At 68.9% G+C, this 25,940-nt stretch carries 26 protein-coding genes; 22 read left to right on the forward strand and 4 right to left on the reverse strand.

The annotated features are described in order from the left end of the window. Window positions 1-14 precede the first annotated feature (14 nt). The 20 genes from LXT21_RS17285 to LXT21_RS17380 all read left to right on the forward strand — a co-directional run bounded on the left by LXT21_RS17285 (window position 15) and on the right by LXT21_RS17380 (window position 16,809). Complete coding sequence (locus tag LXT21_RS17285; RefSeq protein WP_046712704.1) at window positions 15-689, forward strand: FliH/SctL family protein; 675 nt, start codon at window positions 15-17, stop codon at window positions 687-689. A gap of 25 nt (window positions 690-714) precedes the next feature. Then, a complete protein-coding gene (gene sctN, locus LXT21_RS17290) occupies window positions 715-2,028 on the forward strand; it encodes a type III secretion system ATPase SctN (protein WP_254039248.1) in 1,314 nt (437 codons plus the stop codon). 86 nt (window positions 2,029-2,114) lie between these two features. Next, entirely contained in the window at window positions 2,115-2,603 is a 489-nt protein-coding gene (locus LXT21_RS17295; RefSeq protein WP_254039249.1) for a flagellar assembly protein FliH, read from the forward strand. Window positions 2,604-2,636: 33 nt separating this feature from the next. Continuing rightward, window positions 2,637-3,536: a flagellar hook-length control protein FliK gene (locus LXT21_RS17300; protein WP_254039250.1), complete on the forward strand. Its 900-nt coding sequence runs from the start codon at window positions 2,637-2,639 to the stop codon at window positions 3,534-3,536. Continuing rightward, a complete protein-coding gene (gene sctQ, locus LXT21_RS17305; RefSeq protein WP_254039251.1) occupies window positions 3,533-4,957 on the forward strand; it encodes a type III secretion system cytoplasmic ring protein SctQ in 1,425 nt (474 codons plus the stop codon). The genes LXT21_RS17300 and sctQ overlap by 4 nt, the downstream gene beginning before the upstream one ends. A 620-nt stretch (window positions 4,958-5,577) precedes the next feature. Then, window positions 5,578-6,141 (forward strand): FliO/MopB family protein, encoded by a 564-nt coding sequence (locus tag LXT21_RS17310; RefSeq protein WP_254039252.1) that lies wholly within the window; start codon window positions 5,578-5,580, stop codon window positions 6,139-6,141. Window positions 6,142-6,154: 13 nt separating this feature from the next. Further along, window positions 6,155-6,982 (forward strand): type III secretion system export apparatus subunit SctR, encoded by an 828-nt coding sequence (gene sctR / locus LXT21_RS17315; RefSeq protein ID WP_254039253.1) that lies wholly within the window; start codon window positions 6,155-6,157, stop codon window positions 6,980-6,982. 13 nt (window positions 6,983-6,995) lie between these two features. Further along, window positions 6,996-7,259, forward strand: a complete 264-nt coding sequence (gene fliQ, locus LXT21_RS17320; RefSeq protein ID WP_046712711.1) for a flagellar biosynthesis protein FliQ — start codon at window positions 6,996-6,998, stop codon at window positions 7,257-7,259. Next, window positions 7,256-8,074 (forward strand): flagellar biosynthetic protein FliR, encoded by an 819-nt coding sequence (locus LXT21_RS17325; RefSeq protein ID WP_254039254.1) that lies wholly within the window; start codon window positions 7,256-7,258, stop codon window positions 8,072-8,074. The genes fliQ and LXT21_RS17325 overlap by 4 nt, the downstream gene beginning before the upstream one ends. 22 nt (window positions 8,075-8,096) lie before the next feature. Further along, window positions 8,097-9,179, forward strand: a complete 1,083-nt coding sequence (sctU, locus tag LXT21_RS17330; protein ID WP_254039255.1) for a type III secretion system export apparatus subunit SctU — start codon at window positions 8,097-8,099, stop codon at window positions 9,177-9,179. A 46-nt stretch (window positions 9,180-9,225) separates the two neighbouring features. Further along, window positions 9,226-9,507 (forward strand): EscU/YscU/HrcU family type III secretion system export apparatus switch protein, encoded by a 282-nt coding sequence (locus LXT21_RS17335; RefSeq protein WP_254039256.1) that lies wholly within the window; start codon window positions 9,226-9,228, stop codon window positions 9,505-9,507. 53 nt (window positions 9,508-9,560) lie between these two features. Next, window positions 9,561-10,040, forward strand: a complete 480-nt coding sequence (locus LXT21_RS17340; protein WP_254039257.1) for a hypothetical protein — start codon at window positions 9,561-9,563, stop codon at window positions 10,038-10,040. A gap of 4 nt (window positions 10,041-10,044) precedes the next feature. Next, window positions 10,045-10,509: a SycD/LcrH family type III secretion system chaperone gene (locus tag LXT21_RS17345; RefSeq protein WP_254039258.1), complete on the forward strand. Its 465-nt coding sequence runs from the start codon at window positions 10,045-10,047 to the stop codon at window positions 10,507-10,509. Between the two features lie 122 nt (window positions 10,510-10,631). Beyond that, window positions 10,632-11,225 carry a hypothetical protein gene (locus LXT21_RS17350; RefSeq protein WP_254039259.1) on the forward strand — a complete coding sequence of 198 codons (594 nt, stop codon included), beginning with the start codon at window positions 10,632-10,634 and terminating at the stop codon, window positions 11,223-11,225. A gap of 156 nt (window positions 11,226-11,381) precedes the next feature. Continuing rightward, window positions 11,382-11,597, forward strand: coding sequence for a hypothetical protein (locus LXT21_RS17355; RefSeq protein WP_254039260.1), 216 nt, complete (start codon window positions 11,382-11,384; stop codon window positions 11,595-11,597). A 163-nt stretch (window positions 11,598-11,760) separates the two neighbouring features. Continuing rightward, on the forward strand, window positions 11,761-12,210 hold the full coding sequence (locus tag LXT21_RS17360; protein ID WP_254039261.1) for a hypothetical protein: 450 nt from the start codon (window positions 11,761-11,763) through the stop codon (window positions 12,208-12,210). A gap of 87 nt (window positions 12,211-12,297) precedes the next feature. Then, a complete protein-coding gene (locus LXT21_RS17365) occupies window positions 12,298-12,780 on the forward strand; it encodes a tetratricopeptide repeat protein (protein WP_254039262.1) in 483 nt (160 codons plus the stop codon). Window positions 12,781-12,878: 98 nt separating this feature from the next. Then, entirely contained in the window at window positions 12,879-15,002 is a 2,124-nt protein-coding gene (gene sctV, locus LXT21_RS17370; RefSeq protein ID WP_046712721.1) for a type III secretion system export apparatus subunit SctV, read from the forward strand. 164 nt (window positions 15,003-15,166) lie between these two features. Beyond that, window positions 15,167-16,243 carry a DUF1521 domain-containing protein gene (locus LXT21_RS17375; RefSeq protein WP_254039263.1) on the forward strand — a complete coding sequence of 359 codons (1,077 nt, stop codon included), beginning with the start codon at window positions 15,167-15,169 and terminating at the stop codon, window positions 16,241-16,243. Window positions 16,244-16,293: 50 nt separating this feature from the next. Beyond that, window positions 16,294-16,809 (forward strand): tetratricopeptide repeat protein, encoded by a 516-nt coding sequence (locus tag LXT21_RS17380; protein ID WP_254039264.1) that lies wholly within the window; start codon window positions 16,294-16,296, stop codon window positions 16,807-16,809. A gap of 73 nt (window positions 16,810-16,882) precedes the next feature. Here the strand turns inward: LXT21_RS17380 and LXT21_RS17385 are convergent, their stop codons facing one another. Together LXT21_RS17385 and LXT21_RS17390 are read right to left on the reverse strand one after the other, a co-directional pair. After that, window positions 16,883-17,938, reverse strand: a complete 1,056-nt coding sequence (locus LXT21_RS17385) for an FHA domain-containing protein (RefSeq protein WP_254039265.1) — start codon at window positions 17,936-17,938, stop codon at window positions 16,883-16,885. Window positions 17,939-17,972: 34 nt separating this feature from the next. Further along, window positions 17,973-19,034: a tetratricopeptide repeat protein gene (locus LXT21_RS17390; protein WP_254039266.1), complete on the reverse strand. Its 1,062-nt coding sequence runs from the start codon at window positions 19,032-19,034 to the stop codon at window positions 17,973-17,975. A 100-nt stretch (window positions 19,035-19,134) separates the two neighbouring features. Here LXT21_RS17390 and LXT21_RS17395 point away from each other — a divergent pair, with 100 nt between their 5' ends. Beyond that, on the forward strand, window positions 19,135-19,653 hold the full coding sequence (locus LXT21_RS17395) for an outer membrane beta-barrel protein (RefSeq protein WP_223746608.1): 519 nt from the start codon (window positions 19,135-19,137) through the stop codon (window positions 19,651-19,653). Here LXT21_RS17395 and LXT21_RS17400 read toward each other — a convergent pair. Beyond that, complete coding sequence (locus tag LXT21_RS17400; protein WP_407666994.1) at window positions 19,595-20,452, reverse strand: RDD family protein; 858 nt, start codon at window positions 20,450-20,452, stop codon at window positions 19,595-19,597. The two genes, LXT21_RS17395 and LXT21_RS17400, sit on opposite strands and share 59 nt — an antisense overlap. A 151-nt stretch (window positions 20,453-20,603) precedes the next feature. On the opposite strand from LXT21_RS17400, the gene LXT21_RS17405 reads away from it, so the two are divergent. Beyond that, entirely contained in the window at window positions 20,604-23,732 is a 3,129-nt protein-coding gene (locus LXT21_RS17405; RefSeq protein WP_254039267.1) for a cyclic nucleotide-binding domain-containing protein, read from the forward strand. 240 nt (window positions 23,733-23,972) lie between these two features. On the opposite strand, the gene LXT21_RS17410 is transcribed toward LXT21_RS17405, so the two are convergent. Further along, window positions 23,973-25,832, reverse strand: coding sequence for a hypothetical protein (locus LXT21_RS17410; protein ID WP_254039268.1), 1,860 nt, complete (start codon window positions 25,830-25,832; stop codon window positions 23,973-23,975). Window positions 25,833-25,940 lie beyond the last annotated feature (108 nt).

The raw sequence follows: 25,940 nt of genomic DNA on the forward strand, positions 1-25,940 counted from the left end.
GCAAGGAGCGGCGCATGGCGATCGGCAAGGTGATCAAGGGAGACGGGACGGCCGAGCCGTCCGTCGTGTCGGAGCGGCCGGTGTTGCGGCCTCCGCGCGCGGGGGTGATGAACGCCGAGGTCTTCGAGGCGCGCCAGGGTGCCCAGGGCATCCTTGAGGAGGCGCAGCGTGAGAAGGAGCGCATCCTCGCGGAGGCGCAGCGTGAGCGTGAGGCGCTCCTCGTGAAGACGCGTGAGGAGGGGCGGCAGGAAGGGCTCGCCCAAGCCACGGAGATCATCCTCCGGGCGAAGATGCAGGCGGGGGAGATTCTCGCCACCTACGAGCAGGACGTCATCGCCCTGGGCCTGCGCGTCGGCGAGAAGATCATCGGCCGGAGCCTGGAGAAGGACCCGGACCTGATGCTGGAGCTGTGCGCGTCGGCCATCGACAACCTGCGCAGCGCGCGGTCCATGGTGCTGCGGGTGCATCCCAAGACGGCGGCGGTGCTGCGCGCGAAGAAGCCGGTGCTGATGGAGCTCATCGGCCGCGCGGTGGACCTGGCCATCAAGGAGGACCCCGAGGTGGCCCCGGTGGGCTGCATCGTCCAGACGGAGTTCGGCACGGTGGACGCGCAGCTGCCCACGCAGCTGGAGATGCTCCAGAGCGTGCTCTTGCCCGACCAGAACGGCCCGAAGGAAGGCCCGGCGTAGCCGGGACGGGAAGGAGCCCACGTCCATGGCCATCGACCTCTCGCGCTATCTCGACCTCATCAAGGACGCCCAGACGGTCCGCGTCCGCGGCCGCGTCACCGAGCTGACCGGCCTCATCATCAAGGCGAGCGTCCCCAACGTCCGCGTGGGCGAACTCGTGCTCATCAAGAGCCGCGCCCGCGGCGCCGTGAAGGCCGAGGTCGTGGGCTTCCAGGGCGATGAGGTCATGCTCATGCCCCTGGGCGAGCTGTACGGCATCGGCCCGGACAGCGAGGTGGTGCCCACTGGCAGGCCCTTGAGCATCAAGTGCGGCGAGGCGCTCCTGGGCCGCGTGCTCAACGGCATCGGCGAGCCCATGGACGGCAGTCCGTTGCCGGACGAGGGGCTCATCGACTGGTCCGTGGACCGCGACTGTCCGGACCCCTTCACCCGTCAGCGCATCGAGCGGCCGCTGCCCCTGGGGGTGCGCTGCATCGACGGACTGCTCACCGTCGGCGAGGGCCAGCGCGTGGGCCTCTTCGCCGGCTCCGGCGTCGGCAAGTCGACGTTGATGGGACAGATAGCGCGCAACACCCAGGCCGACCTGTGCGTCGTGGCGCTCATCGGCGAGCGTGGTCGCGAAGTGCGCGAGTTCATCGAGGACGCCATGGGCGAGGAGGGCATGAAGCGCTCCGTGCTCGTGTGCGCCACGTCCGACCAGCCCAGCCTCGTGCGTCTGCGCGCCGCGTACGTCGCCACCGCCATCGCCGAGTACTTCCGCGAGCGCGGCGGCAACGTGCTCTTCATGCTCGACACGGTGACGCGTCTGGCGCGTGCCCAGCGTGAGATTGGCCTCGCGGTGGGAGAGCCCCCGGCGCGTCAGGGCTATCCGCCGAGCGTGTTCTCCATGCTGCCGCGCATCCTGGAGCGCACGGGCAACTCGCAGAAGGGCAAGTGCACCGCCATCTACACGTGCCTCGTGGCCGGCGGTGACATGGAGGAGCCCATCGCGGACGAGGTCCGCGGTATTCTCGACGGCCACTTCATCCTCAACCGCGCCCTGGGCGAGCGCAACCAGTGGCCCGCCATGGACGTGCTCGCGAGCCTCAGCCGTGTGATGAGCGGCATCGTCTCCAAGGAGCACAAGAAGGCCGCGGGCAAGCTGCGCGAGACGCTGGCCACGTACGAGAAGCAGCGCGACCTCATCCTGCTGGGCGCCTACCAGTACGGGACGGACCCCCGCACGGACTACGCCATCGACAAGTACGACGCCATCATCGACTTCCTCAAGCAGGACACCCACTCCAACTCCGGGTTCGAGGAGACGGTGGAGCAACTGGTGGCCTTGTTCGAGGAGTGAGGTCCGCCCCGGAGGGTGGGCCCGGCCGCCCCTGGCCCACTGGACAGGGGTGCACCTCCGGGAAACCGGGGTAGGATGGGGGCACCATGCCCCCGTACCGGTTGCAGACCCTGCTGGACATGCGGACCCGGGCCAAGGAGGAGGCCGAGCAGGCCTTCTCCGACGCCATCAAGGCCCTGGAGCGCGAGAAGGTGGAGCTCCAGCGTCTGGTGGACGAGCTGGAGCGGCGCAAGCGCGAGCGCAAGGAGAAGGTCGCCGCCTACCTCAAGGAGATCATGGCCAAGGGTGCCGGCATCAACGGCATGAACATGATGGGCCGCTTCGAGGAGCGCCTGAAGGACGAGGAGGCGCAGGTGGCGCTGGAGGTCGAGCGTCAGCGCGAGGCGGTGAAGGTGGCCGAGCGCCTGGTCGAGCAGCGGCGCCGGGAGATGGCCGAGGCGGCCAAGGAGCTCAAGGCCATCGAGAAGCACAAGGAGACCTGGCAGAAGCAGGTGAAGCAAGAGCGCCAGCAGCGCGAGGAGTTGAGCCAGGAGGAGATTGGCAACGCCTTGTTCCTGGCTCGGCAGCGCAAGTAACCTGCCGCCACCCCATCCCTCGGGAAAGATGTCATGAGCCGTGTCGACGACGACCGTGAAGCAGCGCGCCTGGCCGAGCGCATCATGCAGGAGAAGAAGCTCGCCGAGGGCCAGGCCAAGAAGCGCCAGGATGGCACGTCCGCCTTCCAGAAGCTGATGCAGCCGCAGGCGCAGCCCCAGGCGACGGCGCCCACCCAGACGCCGCAGACGCCGGGAGGGCTGGCCCGTCAGGTGCTGGCCAAGGCGACCCAGCAGGGGAAGACCTTCGGCGAGCACCTCCAGCAGCCGCCCCAGATGGGTGGCAACCCCGCCACCACGCTGGCCCAGACGCAGCGTCGCGCGGACACGAACACCTCGGAGGCCCGCTCCGGCTCACGCACCTCCGACGCCAAGGAGACCCAGCGCACCTCCGAGAGCCGCGACAAGGACATGGACAAGGCCGACTCGGCCCTGGGGCAGGTCAGCTCCGAGCGCGGCGCGGCCATTCGCGCGGACGCGGACGCGGGCGGCAAGGGCAGTGGCGGTGGCGGCGGCAAGGAGGACAAGAAGGGCGGCGGTGGCACGGAGATGGGGGCGGGCTTCCGCTTCAACCCCGCGCTGATGGCGCCGGTGCCGGTGGCCAAGCCCAAGGACACCGCGGGCTCCGAGCGGCTGCGCGCCATGGCGAGCGAGATCGCCCAGAAGATCGTCGACCGCGTGCGCGTGGGGACGAACGCCGCGGGTCTGGCCGAGTTCCAGATTGACCTGCGCGGAGACGTGCTCAACGGCCTGTCCATCAAGGTCAGCGCGCGCAACGGGAAGATCTCCGCCACCTTCAGCGGCACCAACCGTGACGTGCTGAAGATGCTCGAGGAGCAGAGCGACGGGCTTCGCACCGCGCTCGGGGGCCGGGGCCTGAAGCTCGAGACGGTCCGCTTCGAGGCGAAGACATGAGCGTGGAGCCGGAGGACGAGTCTCCCGGCGTACACGAGCGGACGATGCTCGTGGACCTGCGCAACCTCAAGCCCGTCCGTCCTCCTCCCGAGAAGGCCGGCGCGCCGGAGAAGGTGGAGCCGCGTCCCGAGAAGGTCGACCGGCCGGAGAAGGTCGAGCGGAGCGCCTGGCGTCCCTTCACGTTCAAGGGGCTGGAGAAGGTGTCGCGCGCGCAGGGGCAGCTCGCCGAGCGGCTGCGCTGGCTGACGCCCAACGAGGGGACGCTGACGGGGGTGTCCGCCCGGCTCAAGGGGCTCTTCGACGCGGAGGTCGGCCTGTCGCTGGAGTCCGTGCAGGTGCGACCCATGGCGGAGCTGCGCCGCTTCCTGGGGGACCCGACGTTCCTCGCGGTGCTGGCCCCGGGGGCGCTGCAGGGGCGGGCGGCGCTCGAGGTGGAGCTGGCGCTGGCGCACACGGCGGTGGACCTGTTGTTGGGCGGTGCGGGCGAGACGGTGGGCTTGAGGCCCCTGACGGACATCGAGGAGGGCGTGATGGGCTACGTCATCCTGGAGGCGCTGCGGGTGCTGGTGCCCGCGCTCCAGGCCGGCGTGCCCCGCCCGAGGCTGGACGGTGTCGCCCGAGGCGTGGACGAGGTGTCCGCGCGCCTGGGAGACGACGGGCCGATGTTGACGGTGCACCTGAACGCCACGCTGGGGCCGCACGGCGGCATGGTGCGGTTCGTGGTGCCGGCGGCGGTGCTGGAGGCGGCCGAGCCCGCGGTGGAGAGCGCCCAGCGGCGCGCCCGCGTGAAGGCGGACCTGGCGGCGAACGCGGGGCGGCTGTCGGCGGTGCGCGGGTGGCTGCGGGCGGAGATTGGCACGGCGGAGCTGACCACCCAGGACCTGGCGAGCCTGCGCGTCAAGGACGTGGTCCTGGTGGACGTGCTGTCGGCGCGGCCGGACCGGGGCGAGTCGGGCACGGCGCAGCTGCGGCTGGGCGCGGGGCGCTCGGGGTACGCCGAGGCCGAGGTCTTCGTCGAGGACGGGCGCTATCAAGCGCGCATCACCGGCATCATCCCCGGGGAGTCGGGGAACCCGCGCTCGGCCACCGAGGAGGGTGGGGGACGGGACGAGGAAGAGGATTTCACCAACCCGGAGCTGGACGTTCCTCCGGAGCTCGAAGGGGCGCCCTTGGACGACGTGAACAAGCCGGACGGAAGCGACCTGCTGGGCGACGTGCCGCTGCAGATCGCCGTGGAGCTGGCGCGCATCCCGGTCACCGCCGAGCAGGTGGTGGGCATGCGGGCCGGTCAGGTCATCGAGCTGAGCCGGGGCCCTGGCGAGCCGGTGGAGCTGTCCATCAACGGCAAGGTGGTGGCCCGCGGTGAGCTGGTGGAGATGGAAGGCCAGCTCGGCGTGCGCGTCACCACGCTGGCGAGCTGAGGCCCCGCGCGAGGACTGGAAGCAAGCGGGCTGCCAGACGGGGGCCCGTGGCGGTCCTCCGGCCTTTGAACTAGCCTCGCCCCCCAGCCATGGCAGTCCTCCGCACCCCCCTCTCGCGCCTGACCCTGGGCGTCACGCTGCTGCTCGCGCCCACGTCCGTGTGGGCGCAAGCGCCCGTGGCGAGCCCCTCGCCTGTTCCCTCCGCGCCCACTGGGGCCGTGGCGAGGGAGGCCGTGGCGCCGCCACAGGCAGGGCAGGGCGCCGCCGCCGTGCCTCCAGCCGCCACGCCGCGAGTTGCTCCAGCGGGTGGCGCGGCGGCACCCACGCCGGCCGCCGCTCCGTCCACGGGCGAGTCAGCTGCATCCCCCGGGACGTCATCCTCCACCGGAGCCGTGGCGCCTTCCGCGCGCGCCACGGGAGAGAGGGCTGCATCCACCGGAACCACATTGACCGCTGGCGCCGAGGCGCCTTCTGGACGCGGCACGGGCGCGGCGGCTGCGCCCACGATGGCAGCCGATGCTGCCGCGGATTCCGGACGCGGCACGCGTGCTGCGGTTGCCCCCACGTCACCCTCGATCGCCGCCGGCGCTGCCGCGCATTCCGGGCGCGCCACGGATGCGATGGCCGTGCCCACCCCGGCTGTTGTGCGTGCGACGGGGGAGGAGTCCGCGCCGTCCGCCACGCCCCTCGAGAACACCCCCGCGAAGGCCCCCGAGGCGCCGCGTCGAGCGGGCGCGGGCGAGGCGCCCGTCTGGGAGGACCCGGCCATCGACGCCGCAGCAGCCGCGGAGGCGGAGCCGGAGAGCATGGGCTGGATGCTCGTGCGCACCTTGCTGGTCCTGGGCGCGGTGGTGGCGTCCATCTACCTGACGTTGAACGTGGGCCTTCGCCGACTGATGGGCCTGCAGTCCGCCTCCCCGGGGCGGCAGACGGTGGTCTCGGTGGTGGAGCGGCTCACCCTGGACCCCAAGCGCGCGCTCTTCGTGGTGAAGGCCGCGGACGAATACCTGTTGGTGGGCGGCGGCGAGGCGGGCCTGCAGTTGCTGTCGAAGCTGGATGCGGAAGCCGTGGAGCGCATCCGGGCACAGCGCCCGCAGACGAACGTGGTCCCCCTCAGCCCTTTCCTCCAGAAGCTCCTTTCCCGTCGCTCCGGTGGCTCGTCGTCCGAGCCCCCTGGCGCCTGATGGCCCCCTTCCCGTGAACGCCCTGACACCCGCCCTCCCTCGTCTTCCGCGCGTCGCGCCCTGGCTGTTCGCGGCCGTGGTGTCGCTGCATCCCTTCATCGCGCTCGCGCAGAAGAAGCGCCCGGGCGGCATCCCCGACTCCGTCGCCAACGAAGCGGTGAGCGCGGACTCCTTCACCTCGCGCCCCCTCGTCCTCATCCTCGCGCTCGCCGCCATGGGCCTGGTGCCCTTCGCGCTGATGATGGTGACGAGCTTCGTGAAGATCTCCGTCGTCCTCTCCATCGTCCGCTCGGCGCTCGGCACCCAGCAGATTCCCCCCACCCAGGTGATCACGGGACTGGCCGTCATCCTCACCGTCTACATCATGGCCCCCGTGGGCACCGCGATGTACCGGGCCTCCGAGGTGGACATCTGGGACACCGGAGGCGCGGGCAACTTCTCCTCCGCCAAGGTGGGCACGCTCCTGGAGGGCGCCGACCGCGCCAAGGAACCCCTGCGCGCGTGGCTGATGAAGAAGGTCACCGTGAAGGACCGCTCGCTCTTCTTCAACCTGGCCAAGAAGATGCGCACGGGCGAGGAGCGCGACTCGGTGAAGAGCGAGGACTTCATGGTCATCATCCCCGCCTTCGTCGTGTCCGAACTGAAGGAGGCCTTCCAGATTGGCTTCCTGCTCTTCGTGCCGTTCATCGTCATCGACATGGTGGTGGCCAACATCCTGCTGGCGCTCGGCATGCACATGCTGTCGCCGACCACCATCTCCATGCCCTTCAAGCTGCTCCTGTTCGTGCTCGTGGACGGCTGGTACCTCATCGCCAAGGGCCTGGTCGTCGGCTACCTGTAAGAGGAAGGCACCCATGAACCAGCTCACGTTCATCACCCAGGAAGCGCTGTTCCTGGTGCTCGTGGTCTCGGCCCCCCCGGTGTTGATGAGCCTGTTGGTGGGCTTCATGATCTCCCTGTTCCAGGCAACCACGCAGATTCAGGAGCAGACGCTCACCTTCGCCCCCAAGGTCATCATCGTCTTCGGGGTGCTCGCCATGACGGGCCCGTGGATCGGCAGCCAGCTGGTGCGCTTCACGTTCCACGTCTTCGACCGGTTCCCCGCCCTCATCAAATGAACGCCGCGGAACTCGTGTCCGAGCTGGCTGCCCGGACCAACTTCTCCGCCGCCATCTTCACGGTCGCCCTGCTCATGTGCCGGGTGATGCCCGTGCTCATCTTCAGTCCCTTCCTGGGCGGCGAGGTGGTGCCCACGGAGATGAAGATGGGCATCGGGCTGACGCTGGCCATCGTGCTGTATCCGTCCATCGCGCACTCGGTGACGACCATCCCCCTGAGCGCGCTGCCGTACATCGCGCTGATGGCGAAGGAGATCTTCATCGGCTTCTCCATGGCCTTCGTCGTCAACAGCGTGTTCGAGGCCGCGCGCATCGCCGGCACGCTCGCGGACACCATGTCCGGCAGCAACAACGCCCAGCTCTACGTGCCGCAGCTCGGCCAGCAGGTCTCGCTCTTCTCCAACCTGAAGGTGCAGCTGTCCGTGGTGCTCTTCCTCACCCTGGACGGCCACCACCTGGTCATCCGCGCCCTGGCGGAGAGCCTCGTGCTGGTGCCGCTGGACGGCTTCCCGCGCTTCACCCAGGGCTCGTGGACCTTCTTCGACCTGCTCATCCGCGTCTTCGCGGACATGCTGCGCGTCAGTCTGGCGCTGGCGGCTCCCGCCATGCTGGCCGCGTTCCTCACCGACGTGGCGCTGGGCGCCATCAACCGCGTGGCGCCGCAAATCCAGGTGTTCTTCATCTCCATGGCCATCAAGCCGCTCGTCGGCGTGCTCATCACCTTCTTGGTGCTGGGGACGTTGATCGGCCGCATCCAGGACGAGCTGGCCCACATGCTGAAGGTGCTGCACGACGCCCTTCGGCTGCTGGCCTAGCGCCCACGGAAAACAGCGCGCCATGTCCGACGAGAGTGGAGACAAGACAGAGGAACCGTCGCAGAAGAAGCTCGACGACTCTCGCAAGAAGGGTCAGGTCTGGAAGAGCAAGGACCTGAGCGGCGTGGCGGTGCTCGTGGTGGGCCTGGCCGCCGTGAAGGCGACCTGGGACAACGTCGAGAAGGAGATCTCCAGCCTCTTCCTCTTCAGCTTCGACCACATGGCCCGGGGCGGGGACCTGTCCGACGCGACGGGGCAGCTGCTCTACCTGGGCGTGCGGGCGCTGCTCCTGGTGACGATGCCGGTGCTCCTGGGCGGCGCGGTGATTGGCGGGCTGATGGAGTTCCTGCAGGTGGGCTCCCTGTTCACCATGGACCCGCTGATGCCCAAGCTGGACAAGCTCAACCCGCTGGCCGGGTTGAAGAACATGTTCAGCAAGAAGTCGCTGGTGGAGCTGCTCAAGAACCTCATCAAGATCTCCGTCACCGCCTACGTCGTCTACGGCGTGGTGCGCGACGCGATGCCCATGGTGCTGGAGACGGTGCGCCAGGACACGCACACCATCATGGTCATCATGGGGGAGCTGGTGACGCGCGTGGCCGCGCGCGTGGCGCTGCTCTTCGTCATCTTCGCCATCTTCGACGTCTGGTGGCAGCGCAAGTCCTTCATGAAGGACATGATGATGTCCAAGGACGAGGTGAAGAAGGAGTACAAGGAGAGCGAGGGCGACCCGCACCACAAGGCCAAGCGCAAGGAGTTCCACCAGGAGATCATGGAGGGACAGCAGATGGAGGCCGTGCGGGACGCGGACGTCATCGTCACCAACCCGGACCACGTGGCCGTGGCCCTCAAGTACGACCGGGAGAAGGACGGCGCCCCCCGGGTGCTCGCCAAGGGCGTGGACCACAAGGCCGAGCGCATCAAGGGCATCGCCCGCGAGCAGGAGGTCCCCACCCTGCGCAACGTGCCGCTGGCCCACGCGCTCCTGCGCGTGGAGGTGGGCCACGAGGTGCCGGAGGAGCTATACGACGCGGTGGCCGAGGTCCTCAACTTCGTCTACGAGTTGAAGAACGGCGCCCCCCAGACCCCCGCGGCCCGCGCGTGACGGGGTGGGGTGAGGCTACAATCGCCGGGACTTCGCGGAGCTGCCCATGAGTGACGACGCCGAAATCGCCATCGCGCTGAAGTACGACAAGGAGAAGGACGGCGCGCCGCGCGTGGTGGCCAAGGGCCTGCGGCTCAAGGCGGAGAAGATTCGCGCCATCGCGAAGGAGCACGGCATCCCCGTGATGCGCAACATCCCCCTGGCCAACGCGCTGTACCGGGTGGATGTGGGCCAGGAGGTGCCCGAGGAGCTGTACGACGCGGTGGCCGAGGTCCTCAACTTCATCTACGAGCTCCAGCAGGAACAGGCCGCCTCGGGCGGCAGGTAGGCGAGGGGGGCTGGACGACCCCCCCCTGTCTGGGGTGTGCTCCGGAATCGACGATGGCCAGAATCAACAATCAGCCTCCTGGTGGACCGCAGTGGCCCTGGGGGGGACCCCGTAGCGTCCGTGAGCGGCTGGTCGACCCGTCCCAGGTCGACCGAAAGAAGCTGCGCAAGACGGGCAACCCCAAGAACCCGGCGCTCGCCTCGGCGGCGCTGCTGGACTTCATCGGTCCGGCGCACTCCTCGGAGGAGCTCCGCCTGCCCCTGCCGCCGCACCCCGGCGGACACGAGGCGGACCTGGAGGGCTTCAGCGACCGGCCCCACCTGGCCAGCGTGGCGGGGCGGGGGAGCGACGAGTCGCGCCACCTGATGGAACGTGGCCTGTCGCGCATCAACGCGACGCCGGACCGGCTGGAGCGCCTCAAGGCCCTGCTCAACCGGGAGGCCTCCATGCTCACGCTGGTGGACCAGGTGAACGAGGAGACCAAGGAGATCATCCGCCGGATGTGGGCGGAGCAGAAGGACGAGGGTTACTAGCGCCATGCCGGAGGACCCTCAGGACGAGGCGCAGCTGGCGGCCCGGCTGCAGCGTTGGGCGGACGGCAAGGCCACGCTGCGCGAGGTGCGCGGCTATTCCAACGACGAGCTCTACGCCATCGCCAAGACGGCGTACTTCTTCTTCTACCAGGGGCGCATCAACGAGGCCCGCACGCTCTTCCAGGGCCTGTACGCCGTGAACCCCACGGACGGCTACTTCGCCAAGGCCCTGGGCGTGGTGGAGATGGCCGCCGGGAACGGGCAGGGCGCGCTGGCCGCCTTCGACGTGGCCGCCAAGCTGTCCCCGCAGGACCCGTCCGTCTACGTGGGCCGCGCCGAGGTGAAACTGGCCCTGGGTCAGAAGCAGCAGGCGCTGGAGGACCTCCGCCGCGCCGCGGCCATGACGCCCCAGGATGATCCAGTGGTACGCAAGGCCGGCGCCATGGTGACGGCGCTCTCCCGGCGTTGAGTCCGGCACACTCCGGCGTCCGGCTCCGACCAGACGCCGGGTAGGTGAGCCTGGAACAGTCTGCTAGGCTCCCCGGGTTCACTCACCCCAACCCTCTTTGTGGAGAGGTGGAGAGTCATTCGATGAGCACGCAGAAGGCGAAGATGGGCGCGCTGCCGCCAGAGCCCGCGGCGCTGGTTGAGAAGCGCGAGAAGCTGCTGGCGGAGCTGGAGAAGCAGTCGAAGACGGCCGAGGGCAGCTTCCTCCAGGTCGTCCGCACCATGAAGATGCTGGTGTCGTCCACCACGCCGGGCGCCCCGTTCGACGAGCGGCTCTACGGCGACGTGTCCAGCGCGCTCGAGCGCTTCATGGCGAACCCCATCCTCCCCGTGCCTCCCACGCTGGGCATGGTGGTCAGCTACCTGTCGGAGCGCCTCTCCACCTACGGCATGTCCATCCAGAACGCCGTGAAGGAGGCCAACCCGGAGTTCGCCGAGAAGTACGCCTTCGCGCCCCCGGGGGCCCAGCCCGCAGCCGCCCCGGCGCCCGCCGCCGCGCGCCCGGCAGGCCCGGCCGGTGCCAAGGACGGTTTCGAGAGCGGCTCCGGCCGCCGGGGCCTGTCCCTGGACCCCAACGCCGCCCCTCCGGCCCCCGCCGACCCCAAGAAGGAGCAGCAGCAGCTGGAGTCCTTCAAGGCCTGGATGAAGAACCCGAGCCTCGGAAAGCTCAAGGGTTAAGCCCGTTTCCGGAGGGGATCCGGGACGGGCGAATAAGCCGGAAATGATCCGGATAATTCGCAGGAAACTTCGGAGCCCCTCCCCCGATAATCTTTTTGTAGCCGCCGCTGCACTTCGCCCCGCAGCACTCACGAATTAATCACACGGAGAACGACCATGACCATCTCTGCCAACTTCAACGCCGCTGCGAGCAGCATCCTGGCCGGTTCCAAGGCCTCCAACGCGATGATCGCGGCGGCCCCCGAGGATCAGCGCCCGTTCCTCCAGGCCCAGGAGCAGATGCAGCGTGAGGCCAAGCTGGTGGAGCTCATCTCGACGTCCATGAAGAAGCTGGACTCGATGCAGAGCGCCATCATCGGCAACATGCGCTAGTCGTCACAGCGCAGCCTGCTGCACCCTGGCCTCGCAACAGCTCTCGGAGCTGCTGCGGGGCCAGTTCATTTCCGGGCCCGGTGGACACGTCGTGTCGGCTTGTCCGAAACTTTCCAGCCGCGCTCACGAGAATTCCTTCAACCCACCCCTTTTGGAGAAATCCATGGTCGCTCCTGTCAATGGCGGTTCCCGTCCCACGTCCACGGCGAAGACGAGCCAGGCGGAGGCCACCCCGTCGGACCCGAAGGCCGAGCGCGCCAAGCAGCAGGCCATCATGGACGACATCAGCAAGAAGCCGGCGGACAAGCTGACGTCGGAGGATCGCGCCAAGTACGCGGACGCGGTGGGCACCGACAAGGTGCTGGAGAACCAGGCGTTCCTGGGGTTCTTCTCCAAGTCCACCACGGAGACGCTGACCAAGAAGCTGGACGCGGACGTGGCGGCGTACACGAAGAACAACCCCAACGCGTCGCTGGACGACATCAAGAAGCACGTGACGGACCGCTTCAAGGCGCAGATGTTCAGCGCCGTCGTCGCGCAGAAGGGCGTGGACATGGCCATCGCCAACCTGAAGAAGCAACTGCAGAAGGCCCGCGACGGCTTCGACGAGTAGCCGTCCGAAGTCCCCCGACTGGTGGCCTCGCTGGAGGCGGGCTAGAGTCCCGTCCGCCTTCCGTACTCGCCCCGGGAATGAGTCCAGATGACGACGACCCAAGCCAAGGCGCCGGTCTCCGAGAATGAAGTGAAGCCGCTGTCCGGTCCCGAGTTGCTCGAGCGGGCCACCCAAGGCTTCGACCTGTTCCAGGATGGCCGCTTCCAGGAATCGCTGGCCCTCTTCGAGGAGCTGGCCTCCATGGATGGCTCCGAGGCCTACTTCCAGACCGCGCTCGGCGCCTGCCACCTGGCGCTGGAGAACCTGGACCAGGCGGAGGCCTTCTTCAACCGGGCCATCGAGCTGGACCCCTCGGACCTGACGCCGTTCGTCAACCGAGGCGAGGTCCACCTGCGCCAGGGCAAGGTCATGGAGGCGGCGCGTGACTTCAACCACGCCGTGTCCCTGGACCCCGAGGGCAAGGACCCCTTGAGCGGTCGCGCGCGGATGCTGGCGGCCGCCGCCCTGGAGAGCGTGGAGGAGGCCCAGTCCGGCGCCCCCGAGCGCGACTCCGGCTCCGAGCGTTCCTGAAGAAGCCTTTCCCGTCCCTCCGGACGGAACCCCCCGCCCGGCTCATGAGGCCCCCCTTGGGCCCGGGGCCGGGCGCGGACTAGGATGGGTATCCTCTGATGTCCGCCTCCAATCCGAACAGCTTCCTCTCGAAGTACTCCGACATCGTCCTGGCCATTGTCGTGGTGGCCATCGTCGGGATGATGATCGTCCCGCTGCCGCCGCTGCTGCTGGACGTGTTGCTGACGCTGAACATCAGCATCTCGGTGGTGCTGCTGCTGGTGTCGCTCTACGTGCCGGCGGCGCTGCACCTGTCGGTGTTCCCGACGTTGCTGCTCATCACCACGATGTTCCGGTTGTCGCTGACCATCTCCACCACACGGCTCATCCTGCTGACGGGAGATCCGGGTGAGGTGGTGGTCGCCTTCGGAAACTTCGTGGTGCAGGGCAACTTCGTCGTCGGCGCCATCCTCTTCCTCATCCTCGTCATCGTGAACTTCATCGTCATCTCCAAGGGCTCGGAGCGCGTCGCCGAAGTGGCCGCGCGCTTCACCCTGGACGCGATGCCGGGCAAGCAGATGTCCATCGACGCGGACCTGCGCGCGGGTTCCATCGACCAGGACCAGGGCAAGAAGAAGCGCCGAGACCTCGAGCGCGAGAGCCAGCTGTTCGGCGCCATGGACGGCGCCATGAAGTTCGTCAAGGGCGACGCCATCGCAAGCATCATCATCACCGTCGTCAACATCGTCGGTGGCCTCATCATCGGCGTGACGCAGAAGGGCATGTCCGCGGGCGACGCGGCGCAGAAGTACACGCTGCTCACCATCGGTGACGGCCTGGTCGGCATGATTCCCGCCATCCTCATCTCCACCTGCGCCGGCATCATCGTGACGCGCGTGGGCGGCGAGGAGGAGGGCGCCCACCTGGGCAAGGACATGGGCACGCAGCTGACCGCGTACCCGAAGGCCATCGCCATCGCCGCGGGCATGCTCATCGTCCTGGGCCTGGTGCCGGGTCTGCCGAAGATTCCCTTCTTCCTGTTGGGCTTCGGCGCGGGCTTCGGCGCGTGGACGATGCTCAAGAAGCAGAAGCAGGACCAGATGGTGGAGGAGGCCGGGCCGGCCATGGAGTCGGACCTGGGCACGCCGATGTCGTCGGAGCCGGCGCCCAAGGAGCCGATGAACCCGGACTCCGAGCTCTTCATCCCCGTCGTCACGCCCATCGTCCTGGAGGTCTCCGACGCGCTGGTGCCGTACGTGGACTCGCGTCAGGACAACGGCAAGTTCCTCTTCGAGCTCATCCCGTTCATGCGCGATGGCCTCTTCGTGGAGCTGGGTGTCCGCTTCCCGGGCGTGCGCGCGCGCGGCAACTCGTCGCTCCCCCCGGGCGCGTACCAGATTCAGATCAACGAAGTGCCGGTCGTCACCGGCCAGGCCACGCTGGGCCACGTGCTCGTCAACGACACGGTGGACCGCCTGCGCCTGATGAACATCCAGGGCTTCGAGGCCATCAACCCCGCCACCCGCCAGCCGGCCGCGTGGGTGCCCGAGCAGCACCGCGACACGCTGGAGGCCGCGGGCCTGACGACGTGGGACGTGCCCGGCTACATCATCCTCCACGTGGCGGCCATCCTCCGGCGCAACGCGCGGGAGTTCGTCGGCGTGCAGGAGACGCAGACGATGCTGGAGCAGCTGGAGAAGGCCTTCCCCGCCATCGTCAAGGAGGTCATCCCCAAGGTCGTCAACGTCCTGAAGCTCACGGACATCCTCCAGCGCCTGGTGGAGGAGGAGATCTCCATCCGTGACTTGCGCGGCATCCTCCAGGCCCTGTCGGAGTACGGCCAGGTGGAGGCGGACAACGTGATGCTCACCGAGCACGTCCGTGCCTCGCAGCGCCGCTACATCTCCCACAAGTACGCGCGAGGCAGCGGCACGCTGGTGGTCTATCTGCTGGACCCGAACATCGAGGAGGCCATCCGCGGCTCCATCAAGCGCACCTCGGCGGGCGCGCACCTGGCGCTCGAGCCGGAACTGGCGCAGGAAATCGTCCAGGCCGTGCGCTCGGAGTGTGGCCACCTGCCGCCGTCCGCCCAGCGCCCCGTCATCCTCACCGCCATGGACATCCGGCGCTACGTGCGCAAGCTGCTGGAGTACGAGTTCAACCCCTCGTTCTCCGTGCTCAGCTACCAGGAGCTGTCCCCCGAGCTGAACATCCAGCCGGTGGCGCGCATCTCCACCCGGTAGTCACCGGGCAGGGCAGGGCGCGGGGCGTCACCTCTGACCCCGCGCCGTCCTGATCGGAATCCTCGCGTTTGAACGCAACTCGCGAGTCTTGAGACCGACAATGGAAGTACGGCGGGAATGCCTGCTCTTCAGCACGGGATTCCCCGAGATTCGGGAGGAAGTCCATGACGGGTGTCACCCAAGCCGGCAACGCTCCGCGTACCACCTCGACCAGCTCCAAGGTCGGCCTGAGTGAAGCAGAGCTGACGAAGAACCTCGCGCTCATCGAGAAGACGGTCGACCGCGCGCTGGCGGAGATGGAAGCGACGGTGAAGCAGCTCAACCAGCTGGGCGAGAACTCGTTCTCGTCCGCGGGGAAGCCGGGCGACACCAGCGGCGCGGCGGGCACGAGCGGGACGTTCCCCGCGGAGAAGCCCGTCATCACCGAGAACACCTTCCGTCCGCCGGACAAGCTGAAGGTGGACGACAAGGGCACCATCACCACGCCGGGCGGCTACAAGATTGAGCAGCTGGGCCAGTTCGAGTGGAAGATCTCCGGACCGGACAACAAGAGCACCCGCATCTGGGGTGATCCGCACGTCGACGAGTCGGACGGCGGCAAGTTCGACTTCAAGCGCAACACCACGTTCAAGCTGCCGGACGGCACGGAGATCAACTGCACCACCGTGCCCTGGGGCAACGCGGGCATGACGGTGACGGGCCGGCTGGACGTCACCAACGGCGCGGACCGCATCGCCGTGACGGACATCGACAAGGGCAAGGGCAAGGTCGGTGAGCTGACCAAGGACGGCTACGAGACGACCGTGGCCTTCCAGTGGGACGACGCGTTCAAGCACAGCAGCCGGGACCTGCTCGTCATGGGCAAGGACTCCGACGACTGGGCGAACGTGGGCAAGGAGGTCGTCGGTGACGAGGGTGGCGGCGCGACCTTCAAGCACGGCAAGGACTTGGAGTTCCAGTACAAGGAGACTCCCTCCGTGCTGAACCTGCTGCCCGAGCCGGCCAAGGAGAAGAAGGACACGGCCAAGACGGCGGACATCACCCAGCAGCGCGACGCGCTGATGAAGAAGGTGAATGACCACATCAGCGAGGCCATCGCCGCGCTGGGCAAGCCCAAGGAGTCCGAGAAGGAGCAGCCCATCGAGGACCGCTTCAAGTCGGTCACCGACATGTTCAAGGCGCTGGATGAGATCAACTCGCTGAATGATATGATCAAGCCGCGCAGCAGCATCTTCATCTGACTCGTGGCAGGGGGGCCCTGTCTGGAAGAGGGGCCTCTCGCGAGGTGGTCGTGAGCGGCAAACCGCAGAGCGGTGGTTCAGCGGACGTGCAGATTCCGAAGGCCCTGGTGGAGAAGCTCGTCAAGGGCGAGCTGCAGCTGGGGCAGTTCCTGGGAATGACACGCGAGCGGCTCTTCGAGTACGCCGCCATTGGCCACAACATGCTCCAGGCCGGCCGCACCCGGCTGGCCCTGGACATCTTCGAGGGCCTGGTGGCGGCCGCGCCCCAGGAGCCCGCCTTCCACACCCAACTGGGCGCCACGTTGCTGACGCTGGAGCGCGTGGATGCCGCGTTCGACGCCTATCAGCGCGCGCTCGCGTTGGATGGCTCGCACGGGGATGCGCTGGTGGGCCGCGGTGAAATCCTGCTGCGCCGGGGCCAGGTCCCGGAGGGCCTCAAGGACTTGGGCCGGGCCATCGAGTTGGATCCAGGCCTGAAGAAGCGCTCCACCCAGCGCGCCCGGAGCACGCTGCTCGCGCTGAAGAAGCAGGCCGAGTCGCTCAAGGCCGCCCCGCCGAAGCGCTGACGTGACGCCGTCCCTGTGGTGAGAACCGAGCAGGGCGCGCCTTCCTCCTCGCGCCCCGTGACTCCCCAGGGCTTCAGGCGCCGGCGACCACGGCGATGAGCAGCACCAGGAACACCAACCCCACCACGCCCATGACGACGAGCGGGACGAGCTTCTGCTTGTCCTTGAGCATCGCCATGGCGCCGCCCGGAGCGACCCCGTCCGGCACGGAGTTCTCCTGGGAGGGCTGGAAGGGCTCCTCGATGGGACCCGGCTCGGGCTCGGGCTCGGGTTCCGGCTCTGGGGGAGCGGGCTCGGGTTCGGGCTCCGGGGGGGCGGGCTCGGGCTCCGGCTCCGGGGGCTTCTCCTTGCGCACCGGCGCGGGGCGCGAGGGCGACGGAGGCGGGGCCTTCTTCACGTCGGTGGCGAGCTGGACGGGCTCCTCGGCGGGCTCGGCGGGGTCGACGTAGAGGAAGCGCGTGCCGCCCACCTCCACCTCGTCGTTGTCCTTGAGCGCCTTGCGGTTCACCCGCTTCTTGTTGACCTTGATGCCGTTGCGGCTGCCCAGGTCCTCCACGTGGGTGCCGGACCAGTCACGGCGGATCTTCGCGTGCTTGCGCGAGGTGAGGTCGTCCTTGAGGACGATGTCCACGTCCTTCTCGTCCCGGCCGATGACCAGCTCGGACGCGTCGGCGACCTCGATGCGCTCGCCCTCGCGCGGCCCGTTCATGATGCGCAGGTAGCGCTCCTCCGAGGAGGACAGCCCGCGCATCACGTCCTTCAGGTTGTCGCGCGCGATGAAGGACGTCTTCTCCGACGTGGCGTCCGCGTTGATGAGCTCCGTCACCTTGTCGAAGCGCACGTCGTACTGGGCGATGGCGATGACGTCGCCGTTGCGCAGCAGGCGCTTCTCGCCCTTGGGCAGGGGCTTGCCGTTGACCTGGGTGCCGTAGGCGCTGCCCAGGTCCTCGAGGAAGAAGAGCGTGCCCTCCTGACAGATGCGCGCGTGGTTGCGCGACACCGCCTGCTGGGCCAGGACCACCTGGCAGGACTTGTCGCGCCCCAGCGTGATGACTGATTCGGTGAGGACGTGCTCGGTGCCCTTGGCTCCGGCCTCGCTGCGCTGCGTGACGGTGAGACGGACGCTCATCGAGGGGGTGGTGCTTGCAGGGAACAGCGGGGCATCAGAACGTCGCGTTGCTCAGGTACTTCTCGCACGTCTGATACTCGGTGGGGAACTCTTCGGAAGTCGCATACTTCAGGAAGTTCTTGCAGGCCACCTCGGCGTGCTCGTGCTTGTTGGCGTCCTGGAAGAGCTCGAAGAGGCCGAAGTGGCAGGGGGCGTACTTCCCTTCCAGCTTCACGCACTTCTTGTAAGTGGTCTCCTCCTCGGCCAGAAGCCCCTTCTCGCGGAAGGTGCGGGCGAGGGTGTAGAGCGCGGGGGCGGAGTTCTCCGCCTGCTGGGTGTCCTTGACCTCGCGCAGACCGGCGTCCGTGAGCGCCGCCTTGCGCTGGGCCAGGGCGAGGTTGTTGACGCAGCTGGTCAGCTTGGCGTCCAACTGGATGCAGTTGGCGAAGGCCTCGCGCGCGTCGACGAAGCGCCCCAGCTCCATCAGCGTGTTGCCGTAGTCGTGCCAGACGTCCGGGTTGTTCGGGTCCGTCGCCGCCGACTGGGCCAGGTGCTCCGCGGCCTCCTCGTACTGGTCCTCCTCGAAGGCGATGATGCCCATCGAGTGGTGGGCGGCGGCCAGGTTCGGATTGATGGCGAGCAGGGTGCGGAACTCCTTCTTCGCCTCCGTGTACTTCTTCATCTTCATCATCGTGACCGCGAGGCTGTAGCGCGTGTCCAGGTTGTCCGGGTTCACCTTCAGGGCGCGACGGTAGTTGTCGTGCGCCTTCCCGTAGGCGCCCTCCTCCGCGTAGAGGTAGCCCAGGTTCTGGTAGGACTGGAGGTGCTCCTGGTTGTAGCGAAGCGCCTTGATGAAGTGCTTCTTCGCGTCCTCCTTGCGGCCGGACATCATCGCGATGATGCCCTTGTTGGCCCACAGGTCCGCGTACTGGGGGGAGAACTCCAGGCCCAGGTCGCAGTAGACCTCCGCCTTCACCAGGTTCTGGTTGTGCAGCTCCTGGGCGCACAGCTCGTTGTTGATGAGCGCGCGTTCGTGGGGCGGCGGCGTGGAGAGACAGCCGGCGAGTGGAAGCACGCAGACCAGGGAGACCGTGGTGACGAGGCGGGCAAGGCGCATGGCCGGCCGAGTGTAGGAGAGCGCCTCCTGTCGTGCAACGCCCCGGCGGGGCCTGAATCCGGGCTGATTTCGGTGGGTTGCACGATTAGAGTGGCCGTCCATGCGTACCTTGCTCTGTGCTTTCACCTTTGCGCTGGCCCTGCTCGGGGCGGCCCCGGCCCACGCCCAGTTCGCCAATCGCAGCCTCGGGTTGTCGTTGGGCTACATGGACTTCAACCGCACCAAGGGGTTGGACGACGCCTTCTTCCTGGGCATCGACGCGAGCCTCTACATCGAGAACGGCTTCGAGCTGGTGTCCCTGTCGAAGGTGGCCTTCCCCCGCGACACCACGGACCCGGCCCGGAAGCGCGTGGTGGGCCTGGCCCCGTCGCTGGGCATCCGCTACCTGCTGATGGAGGAGAGCATCCGCCCCTACCTCGGCTCCGACATCAGCTACCTCATCGTCTTCAAGGAGAGCATGAGCAACTTCGTCGGCATCGGTCCCAACGCGGGCGTGGACTTCTTCATGTCCGACTCGGTGAGCGTGGGCTTGCGGGCGCAGTACAACTTCTACATCGCCCTCAACGAGAAGACGCAGAACTCGCTGACGCTGTCTGCGGGCGTGGCGGCGTACTTCTAGCGTTGGGCAGGAGGGCCGCGGCGACGAGCAGCGTCCATTTCTCGTCGGAGAGGTGGGCCGGCTTCTCCATGGCCAGCGCGTCCTGCAGCCGCGCTCCGAGCGCGGCGAACAGGCGCAGGCGGGCCTCCATGCGCAGCTCGTCCCGGCGGAGGACGGCGGTGAGCACCAGCTCCCGCTCCTCCGTGGACAGCCGCTTCACGCGCGAGACGAAGAGCGGATCCGCCAGCAGGCCCTCCTCGCCGGAGGCGTTGATGGCGGAGGGCACCTTGAGCCGCCGCTCGCGCACGACGATGGTGCCGGCGAGCATGTCCCCCAGTCGCTGCTGCGAGCCGGAGACGAGGGCCGTCACGCCACCCACCAGGTAGAGCAGGGGGAGGCGGTCCACGGGACGGGCCAGGTTGCGCAGCGCCGCGTGGTAGAAGCCGATGCGCACGCCGCTCTCCTGGATGACCCGCAGGGACAGGGCGCGCTTGCCCACCGTCTGGCCGCTCCAGAGCGTCTCCAGGGTGATGCCGTAGCCCCAGTCCACCAGGAAGTAGACGACGATGCCCAGGGCGCTCGCGACGCCGGGGAAGGCGGCCATGACCAGGCTCAGCCCCAGGATGACCGCCAGGCTGATGACCACGACGATGACCGAGTCCAGCAGCCACGCCAGGAAGCGCGAGTACAGGCCCGCCAGCGTGAAGCGGAACTCCACGTACTCCGGTGTGAGCACCGTGTGGGTGCCGTCCAGCAAGGTGTCGGTGGCCGTCGTCACGGCGGGCAGTCTAGCCGGCTCTCCGGGCATGCGGGGGAGCATGGGTGGCCCCGGGTATTCCCAGGTGAGCCTTTCGGGAGCCCTGCCTGGCCGAGCACCCGGCGAGTGCCCCGTGGGGGGCGCGGCCGGACGGGCGTCTGTGTTAATCATGGCTGTCGGGGTGGTGGGGTAGCCTCGCCGCCCCTCGCGCAACGTGCCCCCCTCCGCCACCTCATCCTGGAACCGCCGCCTCTTGCCGGCGGCCGCCTTTCAGTTCGCGCTCATCGCAGGGGTGACGCAGCTCAAGACGGCGGCCAACGCGCTGGTGTTGTCGCGTTTCGACTCGCAGGCGCTGCCCTACCTGTACCTGTTGGGCGCGCTCATCACCGCGGCGCTGACGGTGCTGCCGCGCTTCAAGCCCGGCTCGCCGTTCGAGTCGCCGGGGGTGCTGACGGGGCTGGGCGGCGTGGTGTCGATGGGGCTGGCGGTGGCGCTGTCGGTGGGGGTGAGCACCTCGGCGCTGGCGCTGTACCTGTTCGCGGACACGTTCTCCACGTTCGTGTCGTTCCGGTTCTGGGCGCGCATGGCGTCCGCCTTCGATGCGCGCGAGGCCCGGCGCGCCTTCACCGCGCTCAATGGCTTCGCCATGGGCGGCGGCATCGTCGGAGGTCTGCTGGTCCAGGGGCTGGCGGAGCGGCTGGGCACGCCGGCCATGGTGGTGAGTGGCGGGCTGGGGCTGTTGGTCGCGGGCGCCATCTTCCACCACCTGTATCGCGGTGAGCCGCCGCCTCCGCCCAGGGGGCGTCCGGCGCCCACGTCGTTCATGGCGTTCAGCTACCTGGCGGAGAGCCCCTACGCGCAGGTGCTCGCGGCGCTGGGCATCTCGTTCGCGGTGCTGTCGTCCTTCGTCGACTACCTGTTCCGCATCCGGCTGGAGGGCCAGCTCAGCGAGGACGCGCTGGCGGCGCTCTTCGGCTCGCTGCAGCTGTGGATTGGTCTGTTCTGCGTCGCGTTCCAGCTGCTGTTGACGCAGCGGCTGCTCAAGCGCCTGGGGCTGCTGCGCTACGTGGCGCTGGTGCCGCTGGTGCTCGCGCCGTTGGCGGGCGCGACGCTGGTGACGCCCGACCTGTGGCCGGTGCACCTGTTGCGGCTGGTGGAGACGGCGGTGAGCTACTCCATCCTGCCGGTGGGCATCCAGCTGCTCTACGCGGCGGTGCCGGATGACCAGCGCGAGGGGCTGCGCGCGGCGGTGGATGGGCTGCTGCGCAAGAGCGGCGTGGTGGTGGCCGGCCTGCTGCTCATCGGCGCGGGGCGCGCCGCCACGGGCATGTCGATGGCGGTGGCCGTGGTGGCCATGTGCGCGGCGCTCGCGTTGCTGCTGGTGCGGCTCAAGCCCGCCTACGTCGCGGCGCTGGGTGAGCAGGTGGGCGCGCACGAGGAAGAGGAGGTGGAGCTGGAGGGGGAGGAGGAGCAGCGCCTGCTGACCGAGGCGTTGTCGGCTCCCATGCCGGACCGCGTGCTCCGCGCCGTGGACCTGATGGAGCAGGCCGAGGTGTCGCTGCGTCAGCACCTGCCGGCCCTGCTGCGGCATCCCCACGAGCGCGTGCTGGAGCGGGGCGTGGCCCTGGCGCTGGAGCTGGAGGCGCGCGAGCTGGCGCCCGTGCTGGAGCGACTGGTGGAGGAGGGGCCTCGTCGGCCTCGGGACCAGGCCGTGTGGGCGCTGGCGCGGTTGTCTCCGGAGCGGGCGGAGCGGCTGTTGCCGGCGCTGCTCAATCATCCGGATGTGGGGCTGCGGTGCGCGGCCATCGGCGCCCTGGTGAAGTCGACGGGGAGCGCGGCGGCGCTGTCGTCGCTGGAGGAGCTGCTCGCGCGCGGTGAAGGGGCTCCGGTGATGGAGCGCCGCGAGGTGGCGAAGCTCCTGGGGCGGCTCCAGGACGCGCGCTTCGCGGGGCCGCTCGCGCGGTATCTCGATGATGGGGACACCACCGTGCGGCGCGTGACGCTGGCCGCGGTGGGGGAGGGCGGGTACGTGGAGCTCGCGCCCCGGCTGCTGCCCTTCCTCACGTGGCGCGAGGAGCGCAAGACGGCCCGCGAGGCGCTCATCGCGTTGGGTGACGCGGTGACGCCGCTGGTGGAGGAGCACCTCAACAACAAGAAGGCTCCGCTGGCGATGCGGCTGCAGCTGCCTCGCGTGCTTCGGGGCATCGGGACGCCCGCGGCGCTGGACGCGCTGCTGTTCTCCAACGTGCGGGATGATGCCTCGCTGCACTTCCGCATCGGCGCGCAGCTGTCGCGGCTTCGCGACGAGCACCCCGAGCATCCGGTGGATGTGGACCGCGTGCGCGAGGCGCTGGGCCGTCGACGGGACACGTATCGGGCGCTGGTGGGGGCCTATCGCGACGTGCGCGCGGCGCTGGGGGATGGCTCGCTGCTCACCCGCGCGGTGGGCGACCGGCTGGACCAGGCGCTCGAGCTGTCGTTCTTCCTGCTGGGGTTGTTGGACTCGTCGCACCGCATGCGCGGCATCCACTACAACCTGGTGGGGCAGGATGCGCGGCGGCGGGCGCTGGCGTTGGAGTTGTTGGACAACCTGCTCTCCGAGGAGGACCGGGAGCTGGTGATGGAGCAGGTGGAGGCGCACCACCGGGAGCTGCCTCCCGGGGCGTCGGGCCGGTTGTGGCGCAGGCTGGCGGCGCTGGTGCAGAGCGAGGACGTGGTGCTGCGCGCGTGCGCCCGCCACATCGCGCGGGTGAACGGGCTGGACGTGCTCCCGCAGGAGGGTGAATTGAGCGACCGCATTGTCCAACGGATGTTCGAGCTGGAGGGCGTGAGCGTCTTCTCCCAGAGCGACGTGGATGACATCGCGGCCATCGCCGCGGTGGCCCGAGAGGGTTTCTTCCGCGCCGGTGAGCGCATCTACGCGCAAGGCGACCCAGGCGACGCGCTCTACGTCATCGTCGACGGCGCCATCGACGCGTTCCATGACGGCGAGCACGTGCTGCGCTTCCAGGGCAAGCAGGCCTTCGGCGAGGTGAGCCTGCTGGACGGAGCGCCGCGCCCCACGGACATGGTGGCCGCGGTGGATACGCGGGTGCTCATCATCGACCGACGTGACTTCCTGGACCTGCTCGCGGACCGGCCCGAGCTGCTCACGGGGTTCTTCCGCGCCGTGAGTCTGCAGCTCCAGGCGCTCATCGCGCTGCCGGACTCGCGCGAGACGGGCGAGCGGCTGGAGATGACCGCGCCCGCGGCGCCCACCGCGCCGCCACTTCCCACGGGGCCTGCTCCCGAGGGTTCGGAGCCGCCGACGACGGAGAAGCGCACCCGGGGCGGCGACGCCTGAGCGGTTCGCCGTGCTTCGGCTTCTCGGGGGCTTCGATGCTTCGTGCCGCTGCGCACGGGGCCTGTGTCAGCGGGCTCGTAGCCGACGACGGAGGAGCGCACCCAGCGCGGCCTGCGCGGTTCATCGCGCTTCGGCGTCCTGGGTGCTTCGATGCGAGCGCCGCGTGCCACTGACCGCGAGGCACTCGAGGGCAGCTGAGTGGCGAGCGCCGTGCGTTCAGCCCGGCGACGCGGAGTCCTCTCAGGTGTCCTTGGCGGGGTGGTCCGGGCCCGTGCTGGTGGGCGGGAGCCGGCGGGCTCGCTCGTGCTGGAGGATGTGCGCGGAGGCCACGGGGATGAGCGGCCGCACGAAGAACTTCAGCGGGGCGAAGGAGCCCACGAAGCGGACCAGGGACAGCCCCGCGTACGCCCACGGGTGACGCTCCACCGAGGCGACGGGCGCGTAGACCTCGCTCGTGCGCCGGGTCCACATGGCGCCATAGCGCTGGAGAATCCCCCACCGCAGACCGGGAACCTTGGTGGTGAGCACCGTCCACGCGCGCAGGAACCAGGGAGGCCGCTGGCCCTCCACCGTGTCCCAGGCATGGCAGCTCTTGGCGGCGGTGAACACCATCAGCCACCACACACCCCACAGCGAGGTGATGACCGTGATCAACGGGCTGCTCAATCCCGTGCAGAACAAGGGCGAGACGATGAAGACCGCGGCTGGGACTCCCACCGCGAACAGAAGCATCGCGCGCACCCGACGCTGGACCTTCTTGCGCAGCCACTGCACGTTCAAGCGGACGTGCGGCGTGAAGGCCTCGTCCTCCGGCTCGATGCGCGTGAGCAGGCTGGCGTCGCGCGAGATGACGTCGTGGTAGTCGCGCGAGAGCGCGATGATGACCCACTGCGCGAGCTGCATCGCCGCGAACAGGGCGATCCAGAACGGCAGGCCGATCAACGAGAACCCCTTGAACGAGAGGAAGGGCAGGGCGTCCTCCTCCGGAGGCTCGACCTTCTTCCGGGGCTTGCTCGCGGGGGGCTCACCCGCCGCGTCGCCGCCCGTCTGTTCCCGGGCGCTGCCCTTCTTGGTCTCCGTCGCGATCGCGTCGGCGATGAGTGCGCCCAGCGCGTTCGAGAAGGACGGCCCGCCGTCGCTCTGTCCGCTCGCCGCGGCCTCGACGTCGCGAACCCGCTGCTCGAAGGCCTTGTCGCGCGCGGCCTCCGCAGCCAGGGCCTGCTTCATGGCGGCACTGGCGGCCTTCAGGCTCTCCCGCACATCGGGCGGCAGTGAGTCCACGTCATCCAGCACGGCCTCGGTGCTCTCCGGGGCCTTCGGGGTGCCGTCCTCGGTGGTGTTCGGCTCCTTCGTGGGCGTACCCGGGATGGCGGTCTCCGCGGGCCGCGGTGCTTCCGCGTGCTTCTCGGAGGTCGCGCGGTCATCCGTTGGCGCGGTGGTCTTCGTCGTCGCCGCGTGCTTCTCGGAGGCTTGAGCCTGGCGCTTGGGTGCCGGCGTTTCGTCTCCTGTCTTCGCGGGCTGCTCCGGCGACACCGTCTCGGACGTTCCAGCTGAGGGCGTCGGGGTGGGCTTCTTCGCGAAGGGCGTTGGCGCGGGTGTCCCGGAGGTCTGCTCCTGCTCGGAGGACTCCTCTTCGTCACCCGGCTCCGCGACCGCCTGCTCATCCGAGGACTCATCGCCGTCCACCGGCTCGGCGTTCTCGGTGTCGGCGGCCGTGCCCGCGATGGCTCCGGCCGCTCCCCGTGGCGCGGATGTCTCATCTCCGGCTTGGGTCTTCGACGTGGCTTCCTGCTCCGGAAGCTCCTTGGCCCCACGCCATCGGCGTCGCTCGCGGCGGCGCTCCATCCTCTCCGAATCGCGCTCCTTCGCCTTGTCCGCCGTCAGTGCCTGCGCGGCCGCCTGGAAGACCTTGGAGACCTCCGCCTCGACAGCCGCGTCCCGCCGCTCGTCCACCGCGTTCGCGGCCTTCTTCGCCGAGCCCATGCACGTCAGGGCGAGCGCCAGGGCGACCATCGTCTGCATCATCCCCACACGCAGGTACCGGGAGCGCGCGGCGGAGTCCGCCAGCAAGGCTCGGGCGATGTGGAAGGGCAGGCTCAACCCGTGGGCGAACTGCCTCAGCCGACCCTGTTGGCCGACCCCGGAGCCGTGCTCCTGGAAATGGGTTGCTCCCTTTTGCAGCTCTTCCCAGAAATGCTGGGTCGAGGT

It is taken from the genome of Myxococcus guangdongensis (genome assembly GCF_024198255.1).
In the GTDB taxonomy this organism is placed as follows: Bacteria; Myxococcota; Myxococcia; order Myxococcales; family Myxococcaceae; genus Myxococcus; species Myxococcus guangdongensis.